Genomic DNA, 16,022 nt, shown 5'->3' on the forward strand with positions numbered 1-16,022 from the left:
GTGCATGTATTCAGCACCCTCTGCCCCGACAAGGGGAGCGGGTGACAATGGAGGGAGAACCCTCACGCCTTCGTATCGAGCGCCGCACCAGGCTCGGCGCCCGGTGCTGCCGGCTGGTCGGCCGAGGCGCCCTTGGAGACGACCACCATGGCGGGCTTGAGCAGCCTCCCATTCAGCGTCCAGGCCGGCGTCCAGGCCTGGATGACATGGCCCTGCGGCACATCCGGCGACGGCGCCTCGGCCATCGCCTGGTGGAGCTCGGGGTCGAACTTCACCCCGGCCGCCTCGACGCGGGCCACGCCGTTGCGTTCGAGCGCACCCTGGAAGCTGCGGCCGATCGCGGCCACGCCCTCGCGCAGCTTGCCTACGATCTCAGGCTCGTCATCCGCCGGGGGCGGGAGGGAGGCGAGCGCGCGCTCGAGGTTCTCGGCGGCGTCGGCCACGTCACGGGCGAACTTCGTCACGGCATAGGCGCGCGCGTCGTCCACCTCGCGGCGGGTGCGGTTGCGCACGTTCTGCGTCTCGGCTTCGGCGCGCAGCCACTTGTCCTTGTACTCGGCCGCCTCGTCCTCCAGCGCCTTGATGCGCTGGGCCGCCTCGGCCATCAGCGTCTCGGGCGAGGTCTGGGTCAGGCCTTCGCGCAGCATCTCTCCCTCCGGGCCCAGGGGGGACGAAGGGGGCTGCGACGAGGAGGGGGTCTTGGCGTTGTCTGATGTGTCCTGCATGGCGGCGCACACTTAAGCGTATGGCGCGGTGAAGGGAAGGGCGGGCGCGTCAGGGGTGCATCAGGCGCAGGCCGCGCGTCCCACCCGTTCAGGCGGCGCGGCGGGCCGGGAAGGGCATCGCGGGCAGGGCGGGCGCTGCCTTGGCCGGGCGTGCGGTGGGCACGAGGCCGGCGAGCATCGCACCCCAGCGCCAGGGGCGCATCGCCTCGGCCCGCGCCGCCGCCATCGCCTCGGGCAGCACCTCGAGCACCAGGAACGGCTCGACCGTGACGGCGACCACTGCGTGGCCAACGGCGTTGCCTGCCTCGCCGAAGCGCCGCTCATGCCGGCTCGCCCAGGTCTCGGTTGCAGCGAGCGCATGCACGGCGGTCTCCGACAGCCGCGTGGTGATGGCGACGCGCGCCTCGGGTCGCGGCAGCAGCGCTTCGCGCACCAGCACGCTGGCGCTGCCCCCGGCATCGGCGAAGGCGATCCAACTTCCAGGCCAACTTCCGGGCCAACCGCCCGAAAGGTCGGGGATCGGCATCGCCTCGGTGCCCCAGAGGAGGGCGAGGAAGCGGGCGACCCGCTCGGGCTCTGTTGCGTGGATGGTGGTGTCGATCAGCATGGCGTCCCTCGTTGTTCGTATCGTTCGCAAAGTTCTTGTTGTTCGCAGGGTTCTTGTTGTTCTCAGGCGAACGAGTGGTGCCAGCCGTATGTTCCCGCCGTGTTTCCGCGCCGTGGCCGAACGCGTTTCCATTGTTTCGGGGGCGTGACATGACGCACGCCGCGCGGCATGCGCGGCATGCGCGGCATGCGCGGCCTCAGTGGCCCAACGCGTCACCGATCCGGCCAAGCACGTGCGCCGGGCTTGCCTCCAGCGCGCCCGGGGGGAGGGCGAGCGTGTCGACGAGGCTCGCGCCATGGATGCCGGCGAGGCCATGCAGGCATGACCAGATGAACAGCGCATCGAGCACGATCGCCTTGTCATCAGGCTGCTCGCCGCGCGCCGCCGCCCGCCGCCTCAGCCCGTCGCACAGCAGCGCGAAGGCATGGCGCGCCTCGGCCATCATCTCGGGGTGCGCGCGCCCGTCCGGCAGCGGCGTGCCGAACATCAGCCGGTATTCGAGCGGGTGGGCGCGGGCATAGTCCAGATAGGCGAGCCCCATGCCGCCGAGATCGGCATCGGCATCGTCGCTGCGCGGATTGCGGTCGAGGAAGCGGGCGAAGGCGGCGAAGGCGCGCGCGACGATGGCGGCGAGGATGTGGTCACGGCTCGGGAAGTGCTTGTAGGGCGCCTGGTGGGAGACGCCGAGGCGTCGCGCGACCTCGCGCAGGCTCAGGCGCTCGACGCCGTCGCCGGCGACGATCGCCATGGCCTCGGCGATGCACGCCTCCCGCAGGTCTCTGTCCGGTCTGGCCACGCGCGCTGTTCCATGGTCGGGGATCGCTATCGATACCCCTGTCCGCGGCGGGCGAGCGCGTCAAGCGCCTCGGGCCAGGGCGGCGGCCCGGCATCGCGCGCCCGCGTCAGCCGCGCGAAACGCACGGAGGCGATCGCCGGGTCGCCGGCCGCCATGGCGCTGCGATGCGCCGAGGCGCCGACGAAGCGATCGAGCGCTTCCTCGCTGTCCCACACCGTCATGGTCCAGGCCGTGTTGCCGAGGAGCTCCCGCCTCAGCGCATAGCCGAGCAGGCCGGGCTGTGACGGCAGGCTGCGCTCGACCTCCCGGACGCCATCCCAGAACGCCGCACGGCTGGCGCGGTCTCCCCCGAGCCTGGCCTCGGTGATCGCCACCAGGGCGGCGTCGGCGCTGGCGTCAGCCGGCGCCTGGCCGACCTCGCGATAGGGCGTGGCGATGGCGCAGCCGCCGAGGGCGCCCAACAGCAGCGCGATTCCGGCCCAGCGTTTCAGGCAGGCGGGGGGAAGTGTCGGCATGGGCGAAGCCCTCCAAGTTGACAGCGTCAACCAGAGGGGTAAGGAAGATAGTAGACGGTGTCAACCGCCCCAGAGGATATCACCCAAGCAGCCGGCCGATCACCTTGGCGGTGTAGTCGACGGCCGGGATGATCCGCGCGTAGTTGATCCGCGTCGGGCCGATCACGCCGATCGCGCCGACGATGCGGTCACGCGCATTGCGGTAGGGGGCGACGATCATGGTCACGCCCGCTGCCTCGAACAGCCTGTTCTCGGCGCCGATGAAGATCTGCACGCCCTCGGATTCCTGCGCGAGCTCGAGCAGGCGCAGCAGCGTCTCCTTCGCCTCCAGCCGCTCGAACAGGCCGCGGATGGTCTCGAGCCGTTCGAGCGCCGTCACGTCGGCGAGCAGGCTCGCCTGGCCGCGCACGATCAGCGCCCGCCCCGCACCCGCCTGGGTACCCGCCTGGGTCGCGAGCCCTGCCTCGACCACCTTGCTCGTCAGGTCGTCGAGCTCCGTCCGATGGGCGGAGATCTCCTCCTCGATCGCCTTGCGGGCGTCCTCGAGCGTGCGGCCGGCGAGGCGCGAATTCACGTAGTTGCCCGCCTGGATCAGTGCCGAGGGCGGCAATCCCAGCGGCGCCTCGATCACCCGGTTCTCGACCTGGCCGTCCTCCGTCACGAGAACCACCAGCACCCGGCCCGGGCCGAGCGAGACGAACTCGACATGCTTCAGCGCCGCCTCGGAGGTCGGTGCAAGCACGAGGCCCGCCGCGTGGGAGAGGCCGGCGAGCAGGCCGGAGGCTTCCGCCAGCACCTCCTCGATCGACCGCCCCTCCGCCTTGCAGCGGGCGGCGATCGCCTCCTCCTCCTCCGGGCTCAGCGCGCCACGTTCGAGCAGGCCGTCGACGAACATGCGCAACCCACGGTCGGTCGGCAGCCGGCCGGCCGAGGTGTGGGGCGCGAAGATCAGCCCGCTTTCCTCGAGATCGGCCATCACGTTGCGGATGGTGGCGGGCGAGAGCGTCATCGGCAGGCGGCGCGAGAGGGTGCGGGAGCCGACCGGCTCGCCCGTCGCGACATAGGCCTCGACGATCTCGCGCAGGATCACAGCCGATCGGCCAGGCAGGCCGGGACCGCCAGGCTCGTCACGCCGCGTCTGGTCGTTTGCCATGTTGAATAAGTATGGACGCAATGGCGGTGGGTCAACGAAGCCGATCTGGCCAACCGGCTCCCGCCGCCCCTATTGTCCGCCTTCCCCGTTGCCCGCCCCGCCGGCACACGACACGCACACGAAGAAAAGGCCGCCCATGCGCCCCTCAGGCCGCGCCCACGATGCGCTCCGCCCCGTCACCCTCGAAACCGGCGTCTCGCGTCACGCGGAAGGCTCCTGCTTCGTGAAGTTCGGCAACACCCACGTCCTCTGCACCGCATCGGTCGAGGGCAAGGTGCCGCCCTTCCTGCGCAACCAGGGCCAGGGCTGGATCACGGCCGAATACGGCATGCTGCCACGCTCGACCCACACGCGGAGTGACCGCGAGGCGGCGCGCGGCAAGCAATCGGGCCGCACGCAGGAGATCCAGCGGCTGATCGGCCGGTCGCTGCGCACGGTGATCGACCTCAAGGCGATGGGCGAGATGACCGTCACGCTCGACTGCGACGTGATCCAGGCCGATGGCGGCACGCGCACCGCCGCGATCACCGGCGCGTGGGTGGCGCTGTCCTGCGCCTTCAACAAGCTCGTGCGGTCACGCGTGCTGAATTCAACGCCGATCAGGGGCCAGGTCGCGGCGATCTCCTGCGGCATCTACAAGGGTGCTGCCGTGCTCGACCTCGACTACGCCGAGGACAGCGAGGCGGAGGCGGACGGGAATTTCGTTCTGACGGCGGGCGGCGGCATCGTCGAGGTGCAGGCGACGGCCGAGCGTCGCCCGATCACCCAGCGCGAGATCGACGAGTTGATGGCGCTCGCCCGCGGCGGCTGCTCGGCGCTGTTCGACCTCCAGAAGGAAGCCGTGAATGGCTGAACGTCGCCTCGCGCGGGGGCAGCGCCTGGTCATCGCCACGCACAATGCCGGCAAGCTCGCCGAGATCGGCGCGCTGCTCGCCCCCTACGGCATCGAGACGATCGGCGCCGGCGCGCTCGGGCTGCCTGAGCCGGATGAGACGGGGGAGACCTTCGCCGCCAACGCAACGATCAAGGCTGTTGCGGCGGCGAAAGCGTCAGGCCTGCCGGCGCTGGCCGATGACAGCGGCTTCTGCATCGCCGCGCTGCGTGGCGGCCCCGGCGTGCGCACGGCCGATGCCGCGATGCTGCCCGGTGGCGGGCGCGACTATGCCGTCGGCATGGCACGCGTGCGCGCCAATTGCGGCGAGCCCGACGACGTGGGCGCCTGGTTCGTCTGCGTTCTCGCGCTCGCCTGGCCCGATGGCGAGGTGGAGGTGTTCGAGGGGCGGGTGGACGGCGCCTGGGTGTGGCCGCCGCGCGGGGCCAACGGTTTCGGCTTCGACCCGATGTTCGTTCCCGCCGGCCATGTCGAGACCTTCGGCGAGATGGACCCCGCCACCAAGCATGCGATCAGCCACCGCGCCGCGGCGTTCGCGCTGTTCGAGGCGAAGGCGCTGTAGGCGAGCTTCCCGGCGAACCGTTCCGGGTGCAAACTATCCGGCAGGAACAACCCGGAGGAAGCAACCCATGTCGATCACCCGCCGCGCGGCGCTCACCGCGCCAGCACTCCTGCTCGCCGCGCCCGTCGCCCCGAAGGTCGCATTCGGCCAGGCTGCCTTTCCCAACCGCGCGGTGCGCATGGTCGTGCCCTACACGCCAGGGGGCGTGAGCGACATCACCGCGCGCCTGATCGCCGAACCGATGGCGGCACGCTTCGGCCATCCCGTTCCGGTCGAGAACCGGCCTGGCGCCGATGGCATCATCGGCACCGACCTCGTGGCCAAGGCAGCGCCCGATGGCCACACGCTCGCCCTCGTCTCGGTCGCGCATCCTGTCAACGCGGCGTTCTACCGCCTCCCGTTCGACACGCTGCGCGACTTCACCTTCATCTCGATGACGACGCGCACGCCCCTCGTGCTCTGCGCGCCGAAGGCATTCGGGCCATCGACGCCGGCGGAGCTCGTCGCCTACGCGAAGGCGAACCCCAAGGGCCACGTGACCTTCGCCGGCACCGGCGGCGTGGTGCGCCTCGCACCCGTTCTGTTCGCGCAGCGTTCCGGCGTCGAGTTCACCTACATCCCCTATCGCGGCTCGACCCAGGCGCACCCTGACCTGATCGCCAACCGCGTGAACATCATGTTCGACACGGTGCCCGCGGCCCTGCCGCACATCCAATCAGGCGCACTGAAGGCGATTGCGACGACAGGGACGCAACGCGCCCCGCAGCTGCCCGATGTGCCGACGATCGGCGAGGCGTTCATGCCGGGCTTCGAGGCCTCGACCTGGGGCATGGTGATGGGACCTGCGCGCATGCCCGCGCCCGTGGTCGCGCGCATCAACGAGGCGGTGGCCGAGGCGCTGAAGCTGCCGGTCGTGATCGACCGCCACCGCATCCTCGGCGCCGAGGTGGTGAGTTCCAGCCCCGAGGAGATCACGCGCTTCGTCGCAGCGGAGCTCGAGAAGTGGGGCGCAGCTGCTGCGGCCGCCGGCATCGAGAAACAGAACGTCTGATCGCGGAACGTTCCACACGCGGGGTTTCGCTGGGCGCGGCGGCGGGCGATGCTCGTCGCCGCAGCCGCGTGAGGGAGCCCGAGCGATGCCGAAAACCCCAGTCTCGTCTGACCGTGCCTGGAAGGCCTCGATGCCGTTTCCCCAGGCCGTGCGTTGCGGCGACACGCTCTACGCCTGCTCGGTCGGCTACAAGCCCGACGGGTCGCTCGAGGGGCCGGACATCACGAGCCAGACGATGCGCACGCTCGAGAACATCAAGGCACTGGTGGAAGCCGCCGGCGGCACGATGAAGGACATCGCGAAGGTGACGCTCTACATCACCGACCGGGCCGATTTCGCCGCGATGAACGCAGTGTTCTGGCAGTACTTCCCGGAGGAGCCGCCGCACCGGGCAACCGTGATCGTCGATCTCGCGACCGAGGGGCTGAAGGTCGAGATCGACGCGACCGCCTGGCTTGGGAAATAGAGCGCGGGGTCCCCTCATCCTGCCCCTCTCCCCCCGAGGGGGGAGAGGGGACCGTGGGGCCTGCAAGCGCCGCCCCTTGGCGTCACGGAAGGCCTGTGCAAGCTTCGCGCCACCGCGCGCATCGGCGCCCGCGGCACGGGATTCGCATCCGGGACACCATGACCGACACACCGAAACGGGACGCGATCGCGTTCGAACTGTTCCGCAACGCCATCGTCGCGCTGGCCGACGAGATGTCGCTCACGATCTACCGCGCGAGCTACTCGGGCGTGCTGAAGAACATCATGGACTATTCGACCGCGCTCTGTGACGCAGAGGGGCGGCTGGTGGCGCAGGGCCTGTCGCTGCCGGGGCATCTCTGCTCGATCCCGGTCGCGCTCCAGGCCGCGCTCGCCCATTTCGCCGGCGACATCGCCGAGGGCGACGTGATCACGATGAACGATCCGTTCCAGGGCGGCATGCACCTGCCCGACATCTTCGTGTTCCGCCCGCTGTTCCACGAGGGCCGCATCGTGGCCATTGCCGCAACGATCTGCCATCACACCGATGTCGGCGGCCGCGTGGCTGGTTCCAACGCGTCGGACAGCACCGAGATCTACCAGGAAGGCCTGCGCATCCCGCCGCTGAAGCTGCACGAGCGTGGCGTGCCGAACGCGACGCTGCTCGCGATCATCGAGCGCAACGTGCGCGTGCCCGATCGCGTGATGGGCGACCTTCGCGCCCAGCTCGCCGCGTGCGCGATCGCAGAGCGCGGCATGGTCGACCTCGTCGCCGCGCACGGGCCCGATGCCGTGATGGCGCTGATGCAGGAGGTGACCGACCATACCGAGCGGATGACGCGTGCTGCCATTGCTGCCCTCCCCGACGGCGAGGCCGAGTTCGAGGACTGGATCGACGACGACCAGATCGACGCTGGCGTGCCGATCCGCCTTTTCTGCCGCGTGACGAAGCGCGGCGACCGCATGGTGATGGACTGGACGGGCTCGTCGCCGCAGGTGAAGGGTGCGATCAACAACACGCTGTCGTACACGCGCGGCGCCTCGTTCACCGCGGCAAAATGCGTGCTGCCGCCGGAACTCCCGAACAACGATGGCGTGTTCCGCATCGTCGACGTCATCGCCCCGCCAGGCACGATCGCCAATGCCGTGCTGCCTGCGGCCTGCGCCGCGCGCGGCCTCACCGGCTTCCGCATGGTCGATTGCGCGATGGGCGCGCTGGCGATGCTCTACCCCGAGCTGGTCTACGCGGCCTCCGATGGCGGCAATACCGGCATCAGCATCGGCGGATGGACGAAGGAACGACGCCCCTTCATCTATGTCGATTTCCTCTCCGGCGCATGGGGCGGGCGGCCCTGGGCGGATGGTCTCGACGGCAACACGAACATGTTCGCCAACATGGCGAGTCACTCGGCCGAGGTGATCGAGGCGGAGCAGCCTCTTGAGGTCCTCTGCAACGAATTCGTGGCCGACACGGGTGGGGCGGGGAGGTATCGCGGCGGCGTCTCCATCCGGCGTGACTGGCGCTTCCTCGAACACGAGGCCGTTTTGCAGGTCCGCGCCGATCGCCGCACCCACCGCCCCTACGGGCTCTATGGCGGCGAGCCGGGAACGCCCTCGCTCAACATGATGAACCCTGGCACCGAGGCGGAGGCGCTGCTCGCCGCGAAGCTGACGATGACGATCCGCAATGGTGATGTGTTCCGCCACGAGCTGCCAGGTGCCGGCGGCTGGGGCGATCCGCTGACGCGCGACCCGGAGGCGGTGCTCGCCGACGTCGTGCAGGAGCTCGTGACGGCCGATGCGGCCGCGCGCGACTACGGCGTCGTCCTCGTCGCCGGCAAGGTCGACGTGGTGGCGACCGAGGCGATGCGCGAACGCCTCACCGCGGCGCGCGCCTGGACGGCCACACCGCGCGTCTCATGGACACCGTGGCGGGAGGCGGGGCAGTGACCGCGTCCTGGCGCGCCGGCATCGATATCGGCGGCACCTTCACCGACATCGTGCTGCTGTCGGACGAGGGCGCTGTGCGCACGCGCAAGGTTCCCTCGACGGTCGATGACTATGCGCGCGGCATCGTCGAGGGCCTGGCGGTACTCCTGGCCGAAGCCGCGATCGCACCGGACGAGCTTGCGGCCGTGCTGCATGCGACGACGATCGGCTCCAATGCTGTTCTCGAGCGTGGTGGCGCGCGCACCGGCCTGATCACCACCGAAGGCTTCCGCGATACGCTCGAGATCCGCGACCTGCGCATGCCGCGCCTCTACGACGTCGGCTGGACCAAGCCGCCGGCGCTGGTCGAGCGTCGCCACCGCCTCGGCATCGCCGAGCGCACGCGCGCTGACGGAACCATCTCCCGCGCGCCGGACGAGGCCGAGATCGAGGCCGCGATCGGGCGCCTGGTGGACCATGGCATCGAGAGCCTGGCGGTCTGCCTGATCAACGCGCACGCCAACGGCGCGAACGAACGCGTGGTCGCGGCCGTTGCCGCCCGTATCGCACCGTCGCTTCCCGTCTCGCTGAGCCACGTGGTGCTGCCCGAGATCAAGGAGTATCCGCGCACCTCGACCACTGTGATCAACGCCTACCTGCTGCCCGTGGTGCGCGCCTATCTGGCTCGACTCGGCAACGGTATGGTATCGCAACGGATCGCGGCACCGCTGATGCTGATGCAGTCCAATGGCGGGTTGTTGCCGGCCGCACAGGCTGCCTCGCTGCCGATGACGATCGTCGAAAGCGGGCCGGCGGCTGGCGTGATCGGTGCGCGCGCGCTCGCCCAGCGCCTCGGAATTCCCCGGATCGTGACGTTCGACATGGGCGGCACCACCGCCAAGGCAGCGATGGTGGAGGAGGGCGAGGCCGCGCGCGCCGCTGCGTTCCAGGTCGGTGGCGGCATCATGCAGGGCTCGCGCCTGCTCACCGGCGGAGGCTACACGCTGAAGGTGCCTGCGATCGACCTGGCCGAGGTCGGCGCAGGCGGTGGCTCGATCGTGTCGCTCGATGCCGGGGGCGCGCCGAAGGTAGGCCCGCGCAGCGCCGGCTCGCGCCCCGGTCCTGTCTGCTACGGCTTCGGGGGAACCGAGCCCACGATCACCGATTGCGCGCTCGTGCTCGGCTGGCTCGACCCGGCGGGGCTTGCCGGTGGTGCCATCACCCTCGACCGTGACGCCGCCGCCGCGGCGCTCGCGACGCGCATCGCCGCACCGCTCGGCCTCACGCTCGAGGAGGCGGCGCATGGGATGGTGCGCATCGCGGTCGCAACGATGATGCGCGCGATCCGTGCCGTCTCGGTCGAGCGGGGGCGCGATCCGCGGCGCTTCGCGCTGTTCGCGTTCGGTGGCAACGGCCCGCTGCTAGGCGCGGCGATGGCCGAGGAACTCGGCATGGAGGCGGTGATGGTGCCGCCTGCACCGGGGCTCTTCTCCGCGTTCGGTCTGCTCTATGCCGATGTCGAGCATCACCTGTCCGCAACGTTCCGTGGGCGGCTCGACAAGGTGTCGCCCACCTCGTTCGCCGCTGCGCGCAACCAGCTTGCGGCGGAGGCTGCCTCACGGCTTGCCGATGACGGGTTCCCGCCGGCTCGGCAGGCCTTCACGGCAACGGCGGAGCTTCGGTACGTGGGACAGTCATCGGAGTTGCCTGTGGCCCTGCCCGAAGGCGACGCGGCCGCCGTTCTGGCCGCCCTTCCCGCGCTGTTTGCCGCCGTGCACGAACAGGCCTTCGGCTACGCGGCGGGGCCTGCGGAGCCTGTCGAGATCGTCGCCATGCAGATGATCGGCCGCGGCATTCCCGTCCGCCCCCCCGTGCCCGAGCGCGTGGTGACCGATCATCGCGCTGCGGGCGGTGGGTCGCGGCGTGCCTATTTCGGCCCGCACGGCTGGCGCGATGCGCCGCTGCTCTCGCGCGAGAGCGCCGCGGCCGGTGCGATCGGGCCGGCGATCGTCGCCGAGTACGACGCGACCTGCCTCGTCCCGCCAGGCTGGCGCGTGCGCGGCGACGCGGCCGGCAACCTGGTGCTGGAGCGCGGCTAGACCATGATCCGCTGCAGCGGATCATGATCCAGCCCTTTGCCTGCGGGCACTGTCATCCGCCTACGGATCGCACCGCTACTCGTGGAGGCGGATGTGGATCTAGCGGGCAGCCAGAGGGAGCAGGTAGATGACCATGTACGCCGAGATCCATGCCGCGGCGTAGAGGCCGATGGCAAGCCCGCCATCACGCTTGATCTCCCCCGCCCCCGGGAAGCGCGCGAGACGAAAGGCGATGTAGGCGCCGAGTGCCGCCCAGAACCCTGTGGCGAGCAGGATCGAGCGCGTGGTGATCAGCCAGCCGCTGGGCTCGCTCGACAGCATCTCGAACAGCGGGAACGCCGACAGGAACGGCCACGCCGCGAGCGCGGGTGCCGCGAGACACCAGCGAAACAGGCTGCGAACATCGACCCGCGACAGTGACGTGGGGCCGGTCAGGCGCCGCTGCGCGTGCAGCTTCTCTGGCGTCGTCATCGTCGTCAGCACGTCCTCTGCCATGGGTGCATTCCTGCCCGCGCGCACGTGGCCCGGATCGGCGCTTTGGCAAGGCGACGATCTCTGCCACGCGCCACGGGCGCTGGTGCGGCGGCACACCCGCCACCACATCGGTTTCGTGATAGAGCCCATTGCCCTCTACGTCCACTGGCCGTTCTGCGCGGCGCGTTGCCCCTATTGCGACTTCAACAGCCATGTCCGCGACAGGCTGGACGAGCCGCGCTACCGCGCGGCCATCCTGGCCGAGCTCGCGCACGAGGCGGCACTGGTCGGCCCACGCCCGCTCGGCAGCATCTTCTTCGGCGGCGGCACGCCGAGCCTGATGTCGCCCGGGACGGTCGCTGCCGTGGTCGACGCCGCGCGGGCGGCGTTCCCGGCCGACGTGGAGCCGGAGATCACGCTGGAGGCGAACCCGACGAGCGTCGAGCTCGCCAGGCTTGCCGGGTTCCGCGAGGCGGGGGTGAACCGCATCAGCCTCGGCATCCAGGCGCTTGACGACGCGGCACTCGGCTTCCTCGGGCGGCGGCATTCGGCCGCGCAGGCACTCGAGGCGCTCGCCCAGGCGCGCAGCCTGTTCCCGCGCGCGAGCTTTGACCTGATCTACGCCCGCCCGGGCCAGAGCATCTCTGCGTGGCGGGAGGAGGTGCGCCGCGCGCTCGGCTATGGGCTCGACCATCTCTCGCTCTACCAGCTGACGATCGAGCCCGGCACGCCGTTCGAGCGTGCGCATGCGCGCGGCGAGATCGTGCTGCCCGACGATGCCGCGCAGGCGGCGCTGTATGACGCGACGGTGGAGGAGGCGGCGCGCGCCGGCCTCGTTCCCTACGAGGTCTCGAACTACGCGCGACCGGGGGCGGAGAGCCGCCACAACCTCGCCTACTGGACCTACGCCGACTATGCCGGCATCGGCCCCGGTGCGCATGGCCGCCTGCCGCGCGATGGCGTGCCCACCGCGATGGCCCGCATCCGCGCGCCCGAGGCGTGGATGGAGGCGGTGGAGACGCGCGGCCACGGCGTGCGGGAGCAGGAGGCGCTGCCGCCGGAGGCGCGGGCGCGCGAGATGCTGCTGATGGGCCTCAGGCTCACGCGCGGGATCGACCCTGCCCGCTTCGCCGCCCGCGCTGGGATGGGGCTGACCGACGCGCTCGACCCTCGCACCCTCGCGGCAGCGCTCGAGGAAGGTTGGCTCCTCTGGGAGGAGGATGGCGCGCTCGCCGCGACGGCGGCAGGGCGGATGCGGCTCGACGCGCTTCTGCCGGCGCTGGTGCGGTAGGACGTTTCCCCGCGCGGCAGCGTGGCTGCGGCACGACGCGTTTCCTCGGTCCCGGGCCCATCAGACGACCGTCCGGACCAGAGCGCCGATGCCGCCCGTGATCGCCGTTGAGTGGATCCTGCGTCAGGTCATGGGCTCGAGAGCCGGCGCCTTGGGTCGCGCGCGGAACACGAGCCCTGCCGGCCAGGCCGCGATGGCAGCGCCGAGCGGCAGAAGCCAGATGATCCGCGCCTGGTAGCGATCATGCGGCTTGGAGAGCGCGCCGGTCGCGAAGGCGTTCGCCGCCATGCCGAGCAGGATGCAGAGCACGAGGCCGAGGCGCTGCCGGTCGGCCCGGAATGCCGGTCGCCATGCGACAGCGACCAGCAGGATCGCGGACAGGACGAGAACGGCACCATGCAGCCGCAGCGCCGGCGCGGCGAGCCGGGCCAGCGCGCCCTGCATCTGTGCCCCTTGCGCGAACGCCGCGCGCTCCCGCGCCGGGAAGCCGCGGGCGAGCACGCCTTCGCCGAACTGGTCGAGATCGGCCTCGTCGAACATGTCGCCCACGCGCGTTCTGGAAAGCTGCGCGAGGGTGTTGCGGAGTGCCGCGGCGGCGACATCGGCGGGATAGGCGCGCAGCGTGGCCGCCACGACCGCGCGCGCTTCGGGGGCGAGCAGCACGGCACCCATCGGGCGGTGCCGTCCGGCAGCGTCCATCGCCGGCGGGCTGCGCGGGTTCCACAGGAAGTGGTCGCTGTCCATCGGCATGCGATCGATGAAGTCACAGAGATACCAGTCCGAGGCGGGACAGCGGTCGCGCAACGTCCATGTCGCCGGACCGTCTGCCTGGAGCCGGGCGAACAGGAACACCGCGCCGTTGGCCGACAGCGTGACTCGCCCCGTGGCGTGCCAGGTGGTGCCGAGCAGGAACATGATCGCCGCCATGACCGGCAGCGCCGCGCGCAGCGTCGGCTGCCAGCGTCTGCGGATCACGAGCACGAGCATCACCAGCGCCAGCGCCGTCGGCAGGTGCGAGAGGTGAACGGCGATCGCCACCGCGCCGAGGATCCCCGTGCCGGCCATCTCGGCGCGGCTCAGCCTCGCCTCGCCGAAGCCGAGCAGGAACAGGCAGAGCACGACGATGGGTGTGAAGAAATCCGGCATCACCGTCGCTGCGAACCAGGGCGCGGAGGACAGGCCGCCCAGCCCGAGCGCGAGCAGGAGATGGCGCGTGGGCGAAACGACACCGCAGGCAACGCGCTGCGTGAGCCACAGCACCGAGGAGAGGATCAGCCCCTGCGCGGCGACTGAGAGCCACAGGCTGAACCCCTGGTGGAAGAGCCAGAGGAACGGGCCGTATGCGGCCGTCTTGTCCCAGGGCGCCTCGCCCGTGATCGTGTGCAGGAGATACGCTGCCGTATCGACGAAGATGATCGGGTAGCCGTTCAGGAGTGCCGGCCAGACCAGCAGCGGGCTGGCGATGACGATCGCTGCCGCGCGCTCGGCCGATGCCTGGCTGGGCAGGCCGGCTCTCCAGCCTCGTTCCGTATCCGGATGGGCTGCATGGGTCATGGCGGCCTCGTGCCGCGGCCGTGTTATGGGGCCGTGTCATGGGGCCTCGGCATGGGGCCTCTTGACGGGGCGCGTGACGCGGCGAGGCACCCCCTTCGCGAACTTGCCGCGGTTGGGTCGGTTCCCGCGGGCCAGCGTTTTCTTTTGCCCCGGCGCCCTGCTTGCTTGGCCGGGCAGGCGGCCTCCAAGCGGCCAGCCGTGTCGGGCAACCGCGTATTCGACTGCGAGCACCCGGCCCCGACGGGTCCGCATCGCAACCCGGCCCTGTGCACATGTCTGCCAAGTGCTGGTGCCGACACCCGGATTTGAACCGGGGACCTACTGATTACGAATCAGTTGCTCTACCGCTGAGCTATGTCGGCGCACAGGCATGGCTCCAGGGGCAGGGGAACCCCGCCACCGGGCGCGGGCCTTCTACGCCGCGTCGCCCGCTGGCGCAAGCGTTGCCGGCGCAGATCCCGCCACACGCCACACATCGCCAGGCGGGCCCTTGCGGATCGCCGCCACCAGGCTCCGCACCTCCTGGCGGGCCGCCACATGGCTCATGCTGAAGGACACGCCTACCCCGGCCTCCTTCACGTCCATCAGCGTCAGGCCCTGGAGGAACAGCTCGCGGAAGATCACCCGCTCGCCGAAGCCCCGCACCGTGCGGAACCCGATGCGCTTGGCGAGCACATCCAAGGTCGCGCCAACGTCCTTCTTGTTGCGCGCCTCGGCTGAGCCGAGGCGATTGCGCATCACGATCCAGTCGAGGCGGCCCCGGTCACGCGCGAAGCGGGCCTTGCGCGCCTCCCACACCATCTCGCTGTAGACGGAGGGGCTCACCACCGCATGGTCGTCTGGGTCCACCCGCGCAAGCATCGAGAAATCGACGAAGCTGTCGTTGATCGGCGTGATCAGCGTGTCGGCCCGCGCGTGGCCGAGGCGCGAGAGATGCGTGTCGGAGCCTGGGCTGTCGATCACCACGAAATCGTTCTGCGGCGAGAGCGCTGCCATCGCCGCGGCAAGCCCGGCCTTCTCCTCGGCTTCCGCCTCCGTGCGGCGGTCGGCCTCACTCCGGTGCACCGCGCGCGCCTCCGGCAACGGCAGCGCCACGCCCTTCGACGCGGCGAAATGGGCGCGCGCCTCGAGATAGCGCGTCAACGTCGCCTGGCGTGCGTCGAGGTCGATCGCGCCAACGCTGTAGCCTTCGCGGAGAAGGGCCACGATCACGTGCATCGCGGCGGTGGACTTGCCCGAGCCCCCCTTCTCGTTGCCGAGAACGATCACATGCGCACGACGCTCGATGCCGACGGATTGCATGAACGCCCTCAGAGCCCGGGGACGGAGGCGATCATCAGCGGCGGCCTTTGCACCGCTGCCGCCACGCTCCCCCAGCGCAGCGAGGCGACCGAGCCGCACTCCCCGCAAACCGGCGCCCACGCCTCATGCCGCGCACCGCACACGCCGCACCACCAGGCTGGCTCCGCCTGCGCGGCGGCTGCCTCGTGCAGGTGAAGCTCTGCCTCCGCGCGGCCCGCTTCGGTATCGCCATGCTCTGCGGTCGCGATCTCCGCCAGCATCAGGAAAACCCGCCGGTCACCGAGCCCTGCCTCGCGGGCCAGCACGAGATGGCGGCGCGCCTTGGCCCAGAGACCTGCCTCGCGCGCGGCCTGCGCTGCCATCAGCTCCGCCTCGCCCTGGCCCCGGGCGTAGCCGGCCAGCGCCTCGACGCGGCGTGAGCGTTCGGTCGCGTTCTCGCGCGGTCGCGGGGCGAGCGCCAGTGCCGCCAGCATCGGGTGGGCGGCAGCGATCATGCCACGTTCGAGTGCGCCTTCCGCCCGCCGCCGCTGGCCCCGCGCCTCGAGCGCCGCGACGCGGGCCGCGTGCGCCGCCGGAAGCCCGGGCGCGAGCTCGACCGACTCCTCGA

At 70.8% G+C, this 16,022-nt stretch carries 15 protein-coding genes, 1 tRNA gene and 1 pseudogene; 7 read left to right on the forward strand and 10 right to left on the reverse strand.

Annotated features, from left to right (window positions below; all coding sequences use genetic code 11):
* Positions 1 to 62: 62 nt before the first annotated feature.
* From Q0C38_RS20875 to hrcA, 5 genes are all read right to left on the reverse strand, one after another.
* Entirely contained in the window at positions 63 to 647 is a 585-nt protein-coding gene (locus tag Q0C38_RS20875) for a nucleotide exchange factor GrpE (protein ID WP_291299067.1), read from the reverse strand.
* A gap of 166 nt (positions 648 to 813) precedes the next feature.
* Complete coding sequence (locus Q0C38_RS20880; RefSeq protein WP_291299068.1) at positions 814 to 1,332, reverse strand: hypothetical protein; 519 nt, start codon at positions 1,330 to 1,332, stop codon at positions 814 to 816.
* Positions 1,333 to 1,528: 196 nt separating this feature from the next.
* On the reverse strand, positions 1,529 to 2,128 hold the full coding sequence (locus tag Q0C38_RS20885; RefSeq protein WP_291299069.1) for a TetR/AcrR family transcriptional regulator: 600 nt from the start codon (positions 2,126 to 2,128) through the stop codon (positions 1,529 to 1,531).
* A 26-nt stretch (positions 2,129 to 2,154) separates the two neighbouring features.
* Complete coding sequence (locus Q0C38_RS20890) at positions 2,155 to 2,643, reverse strand: antibiotic biosynthesis monooxygenase (RefSeq protein WP_291299070.1); 489 nt, start codon at positions 2,641 to 2,643, stop codon at positions 2,155 to 2,157.
* 79 nt (positions 2,644 to 2,722) lie between these two features.
* Positions 2,723 to 3,796, reverse strand: coding sequence for a heat-inducible transcriptional repressor HrcA (hrcA, locus tag Q0C38_RS20895; RefSeq protein ID WP_291299071.1), 1,074 nt, complete (start codon positions 3,794 to 3,796; stop codon positions 2,723 to 2,725).
* Between the two features lie 136 nt (positions 3,797 to 3,932).
* Here hrcA and rph point away from each other — a divergent pair, with 136 nt between their 5' ends.
* The 6 genes from rph (at position 3,933) to Q0C38_RS20925 (ending at position 10,794) form a co-directional block, all read left to right on the forward strand.
* On the forward strand, positions 3,933 to 4,649 hold the full coding sequence (gene rph / locus Q0C38_RS20900) for a ribonuclease PH (RefSeq protein ID WP_291299072.1): 717 nt from the start codon (positions 3,933 to 3,935) through the stop codon (positions 4,647 to 4,649).
* The gene (locus Q0C38_RS20905; RefSeq protein ID WP_291299073.1) at positions 4,642 to 5,250 is read left to right on the forward strand and encodes a non-canonical purine NTP pyrophosphatase; all 609 of its coding nucleotides are present in this window, start codon (positions 4,642 to 4,644) and stop codon (positions 5,248 to 5,250) included. The genes rph and Q0C38_RS20905 overlap by 8 nt, the downstream gene beginning before the upstream one ends.
* Positions 5,251 to 5,317: 67 nt before the next feature.
* Positions 5,318 to 6,301: a tripartite tricarboxylate transporter substrate binding protein gene (locus Q0C38_RS20910; RefSeq protein WP_291299074.1), complete on the forward strand. Its 984-nt coding sequence runs from the start codon at positions 5,318 to 5,320 to the stop codon at positions 6,299 to 6,301.
* A gap of 85 nt (positions 6,302 to 6,386) precedes the next feature.
* Positions 6,387 to 6,767 carry a RidA family protein gene (locus Q0C38_RS20915; RefSeq protein ID WP_291299075.1) on the forward strand — a complete coding sequence of 127 codons (381 nt, stop codon included), beginning with the start codon at positions 6,387 to 6,389 and terminating at the stop codon, positions 6,765 to 6,767.
* Positions 6,768 to 6,925: 158 nt separating this feature from the next.
* Complete coding sequence (locus Q0C38_RS20920) at positions 6,926 to 8,716, forward strand: hydantoinase B/oxoprolinase family protein (RefSeq protein WP_291299076.1); 1,791 nt, start codon at positions 6,926 to 6,928, stop codon at positions 8,714 to 8,716.
* The gene (locus Q0C38_RS20925; protein ID WP_291299077.1) at positions 8,713 to 10,794 is read left to right on the forward strand and encodes a hydantoinase/oxoprolinase family protein; all 2,082 of its coding nucleotides are present in this window, start codon (positions 8,713 to 8,715) and stop codon (positions 10,792 to 10,794) included. Before Q0C38_RS20920 ends, Q0C38_RS20925 begins: the two co-directional genes overlap by 4 nt.
* Positions 10,795 to 10,893: 99 nt before the next feature.
* On the opposite strand, the gene Q0C38_RS20930 is transcribed toward Q0C38_RS20925, so the two are convergent.
* Positions 10,894 to 11,289, reverse strand: a complete 396-nt coding sequence (locus tag Q0C38_RS20930) for a hypothetical protein (RefSeq protein ID WP_291299078.1) — start codon at positions 11,287 to 11,289, stop codon at positions 10,894 to 10,896.
* 115 nt (positions 11,290 to 11,404) lie between these two features.
* Between Q0C38_RS20930 and hemW the strand changes: the two genes are divergently transcribed.
* A complete protein-coding gene (gene hemW, locus Q0C38_RS20935) occupies positions 11,405 to 12,559 on the forward strand; it encodes a radical SAM family heme chaperone HemW (RefSeq protein ID WP_291299079.1) in 1,155 nt (384 codons plus the stop codon).
* 123 nt (positions 12,560 to 12,682) lie between these two features.
* On the opposite strand, the gene Q0C38_RS20940 is transcribed toward hemW, so the two are convergent.
* The 4 genes and pseudogenes from Q0C38_RS20940 to Q0C38_RS20955 form a co-directional block, all read right to left on the reverse strand.
* Entirely contained in the window at positions 12,683 to 14,113 is a 1,431-nt protein-coding gene (locus Q0C38_RS20940) for a hypothetical protein (protein WP_291299080.1), read from the reverse strand.
* Positions 14,114 to 14,400: 287 nt separating this feature from the next.
* Positions 14,401 to 14,475 (reverse strand) — tRNA-Thr (locus tag Q0C38_RS20945).
* Between the two features lie 52 nt (positions 14,476 to 14,527).
* Positions 14,528 to 15,415, reverse strand: a complete 888-nt coding sequence (locus Q0C38_RS20950; protein WP_291299081.1) for a division plane positioning ATPase MipZ — start codon at positions 15,413 to 15,415, stop codon at positions 14,528 to 14,530.
* Between the two features lie 8 nt (positions 15,416 to 15,423).
* Positions 15,424 to 16,022 (reverse strand): annotated as a pseudogene (locus Q0C38_RS20955) (hypothetical protein); the annotation flags it as partial.

The organism is Elioraea sp., assembly GCF_022842375.1.
Lineage (GTDB): Bacteria > Pseudomonadota > Alphaproteobacteria > Acetobacterales > Acetobacteraceae > Elioraea_A.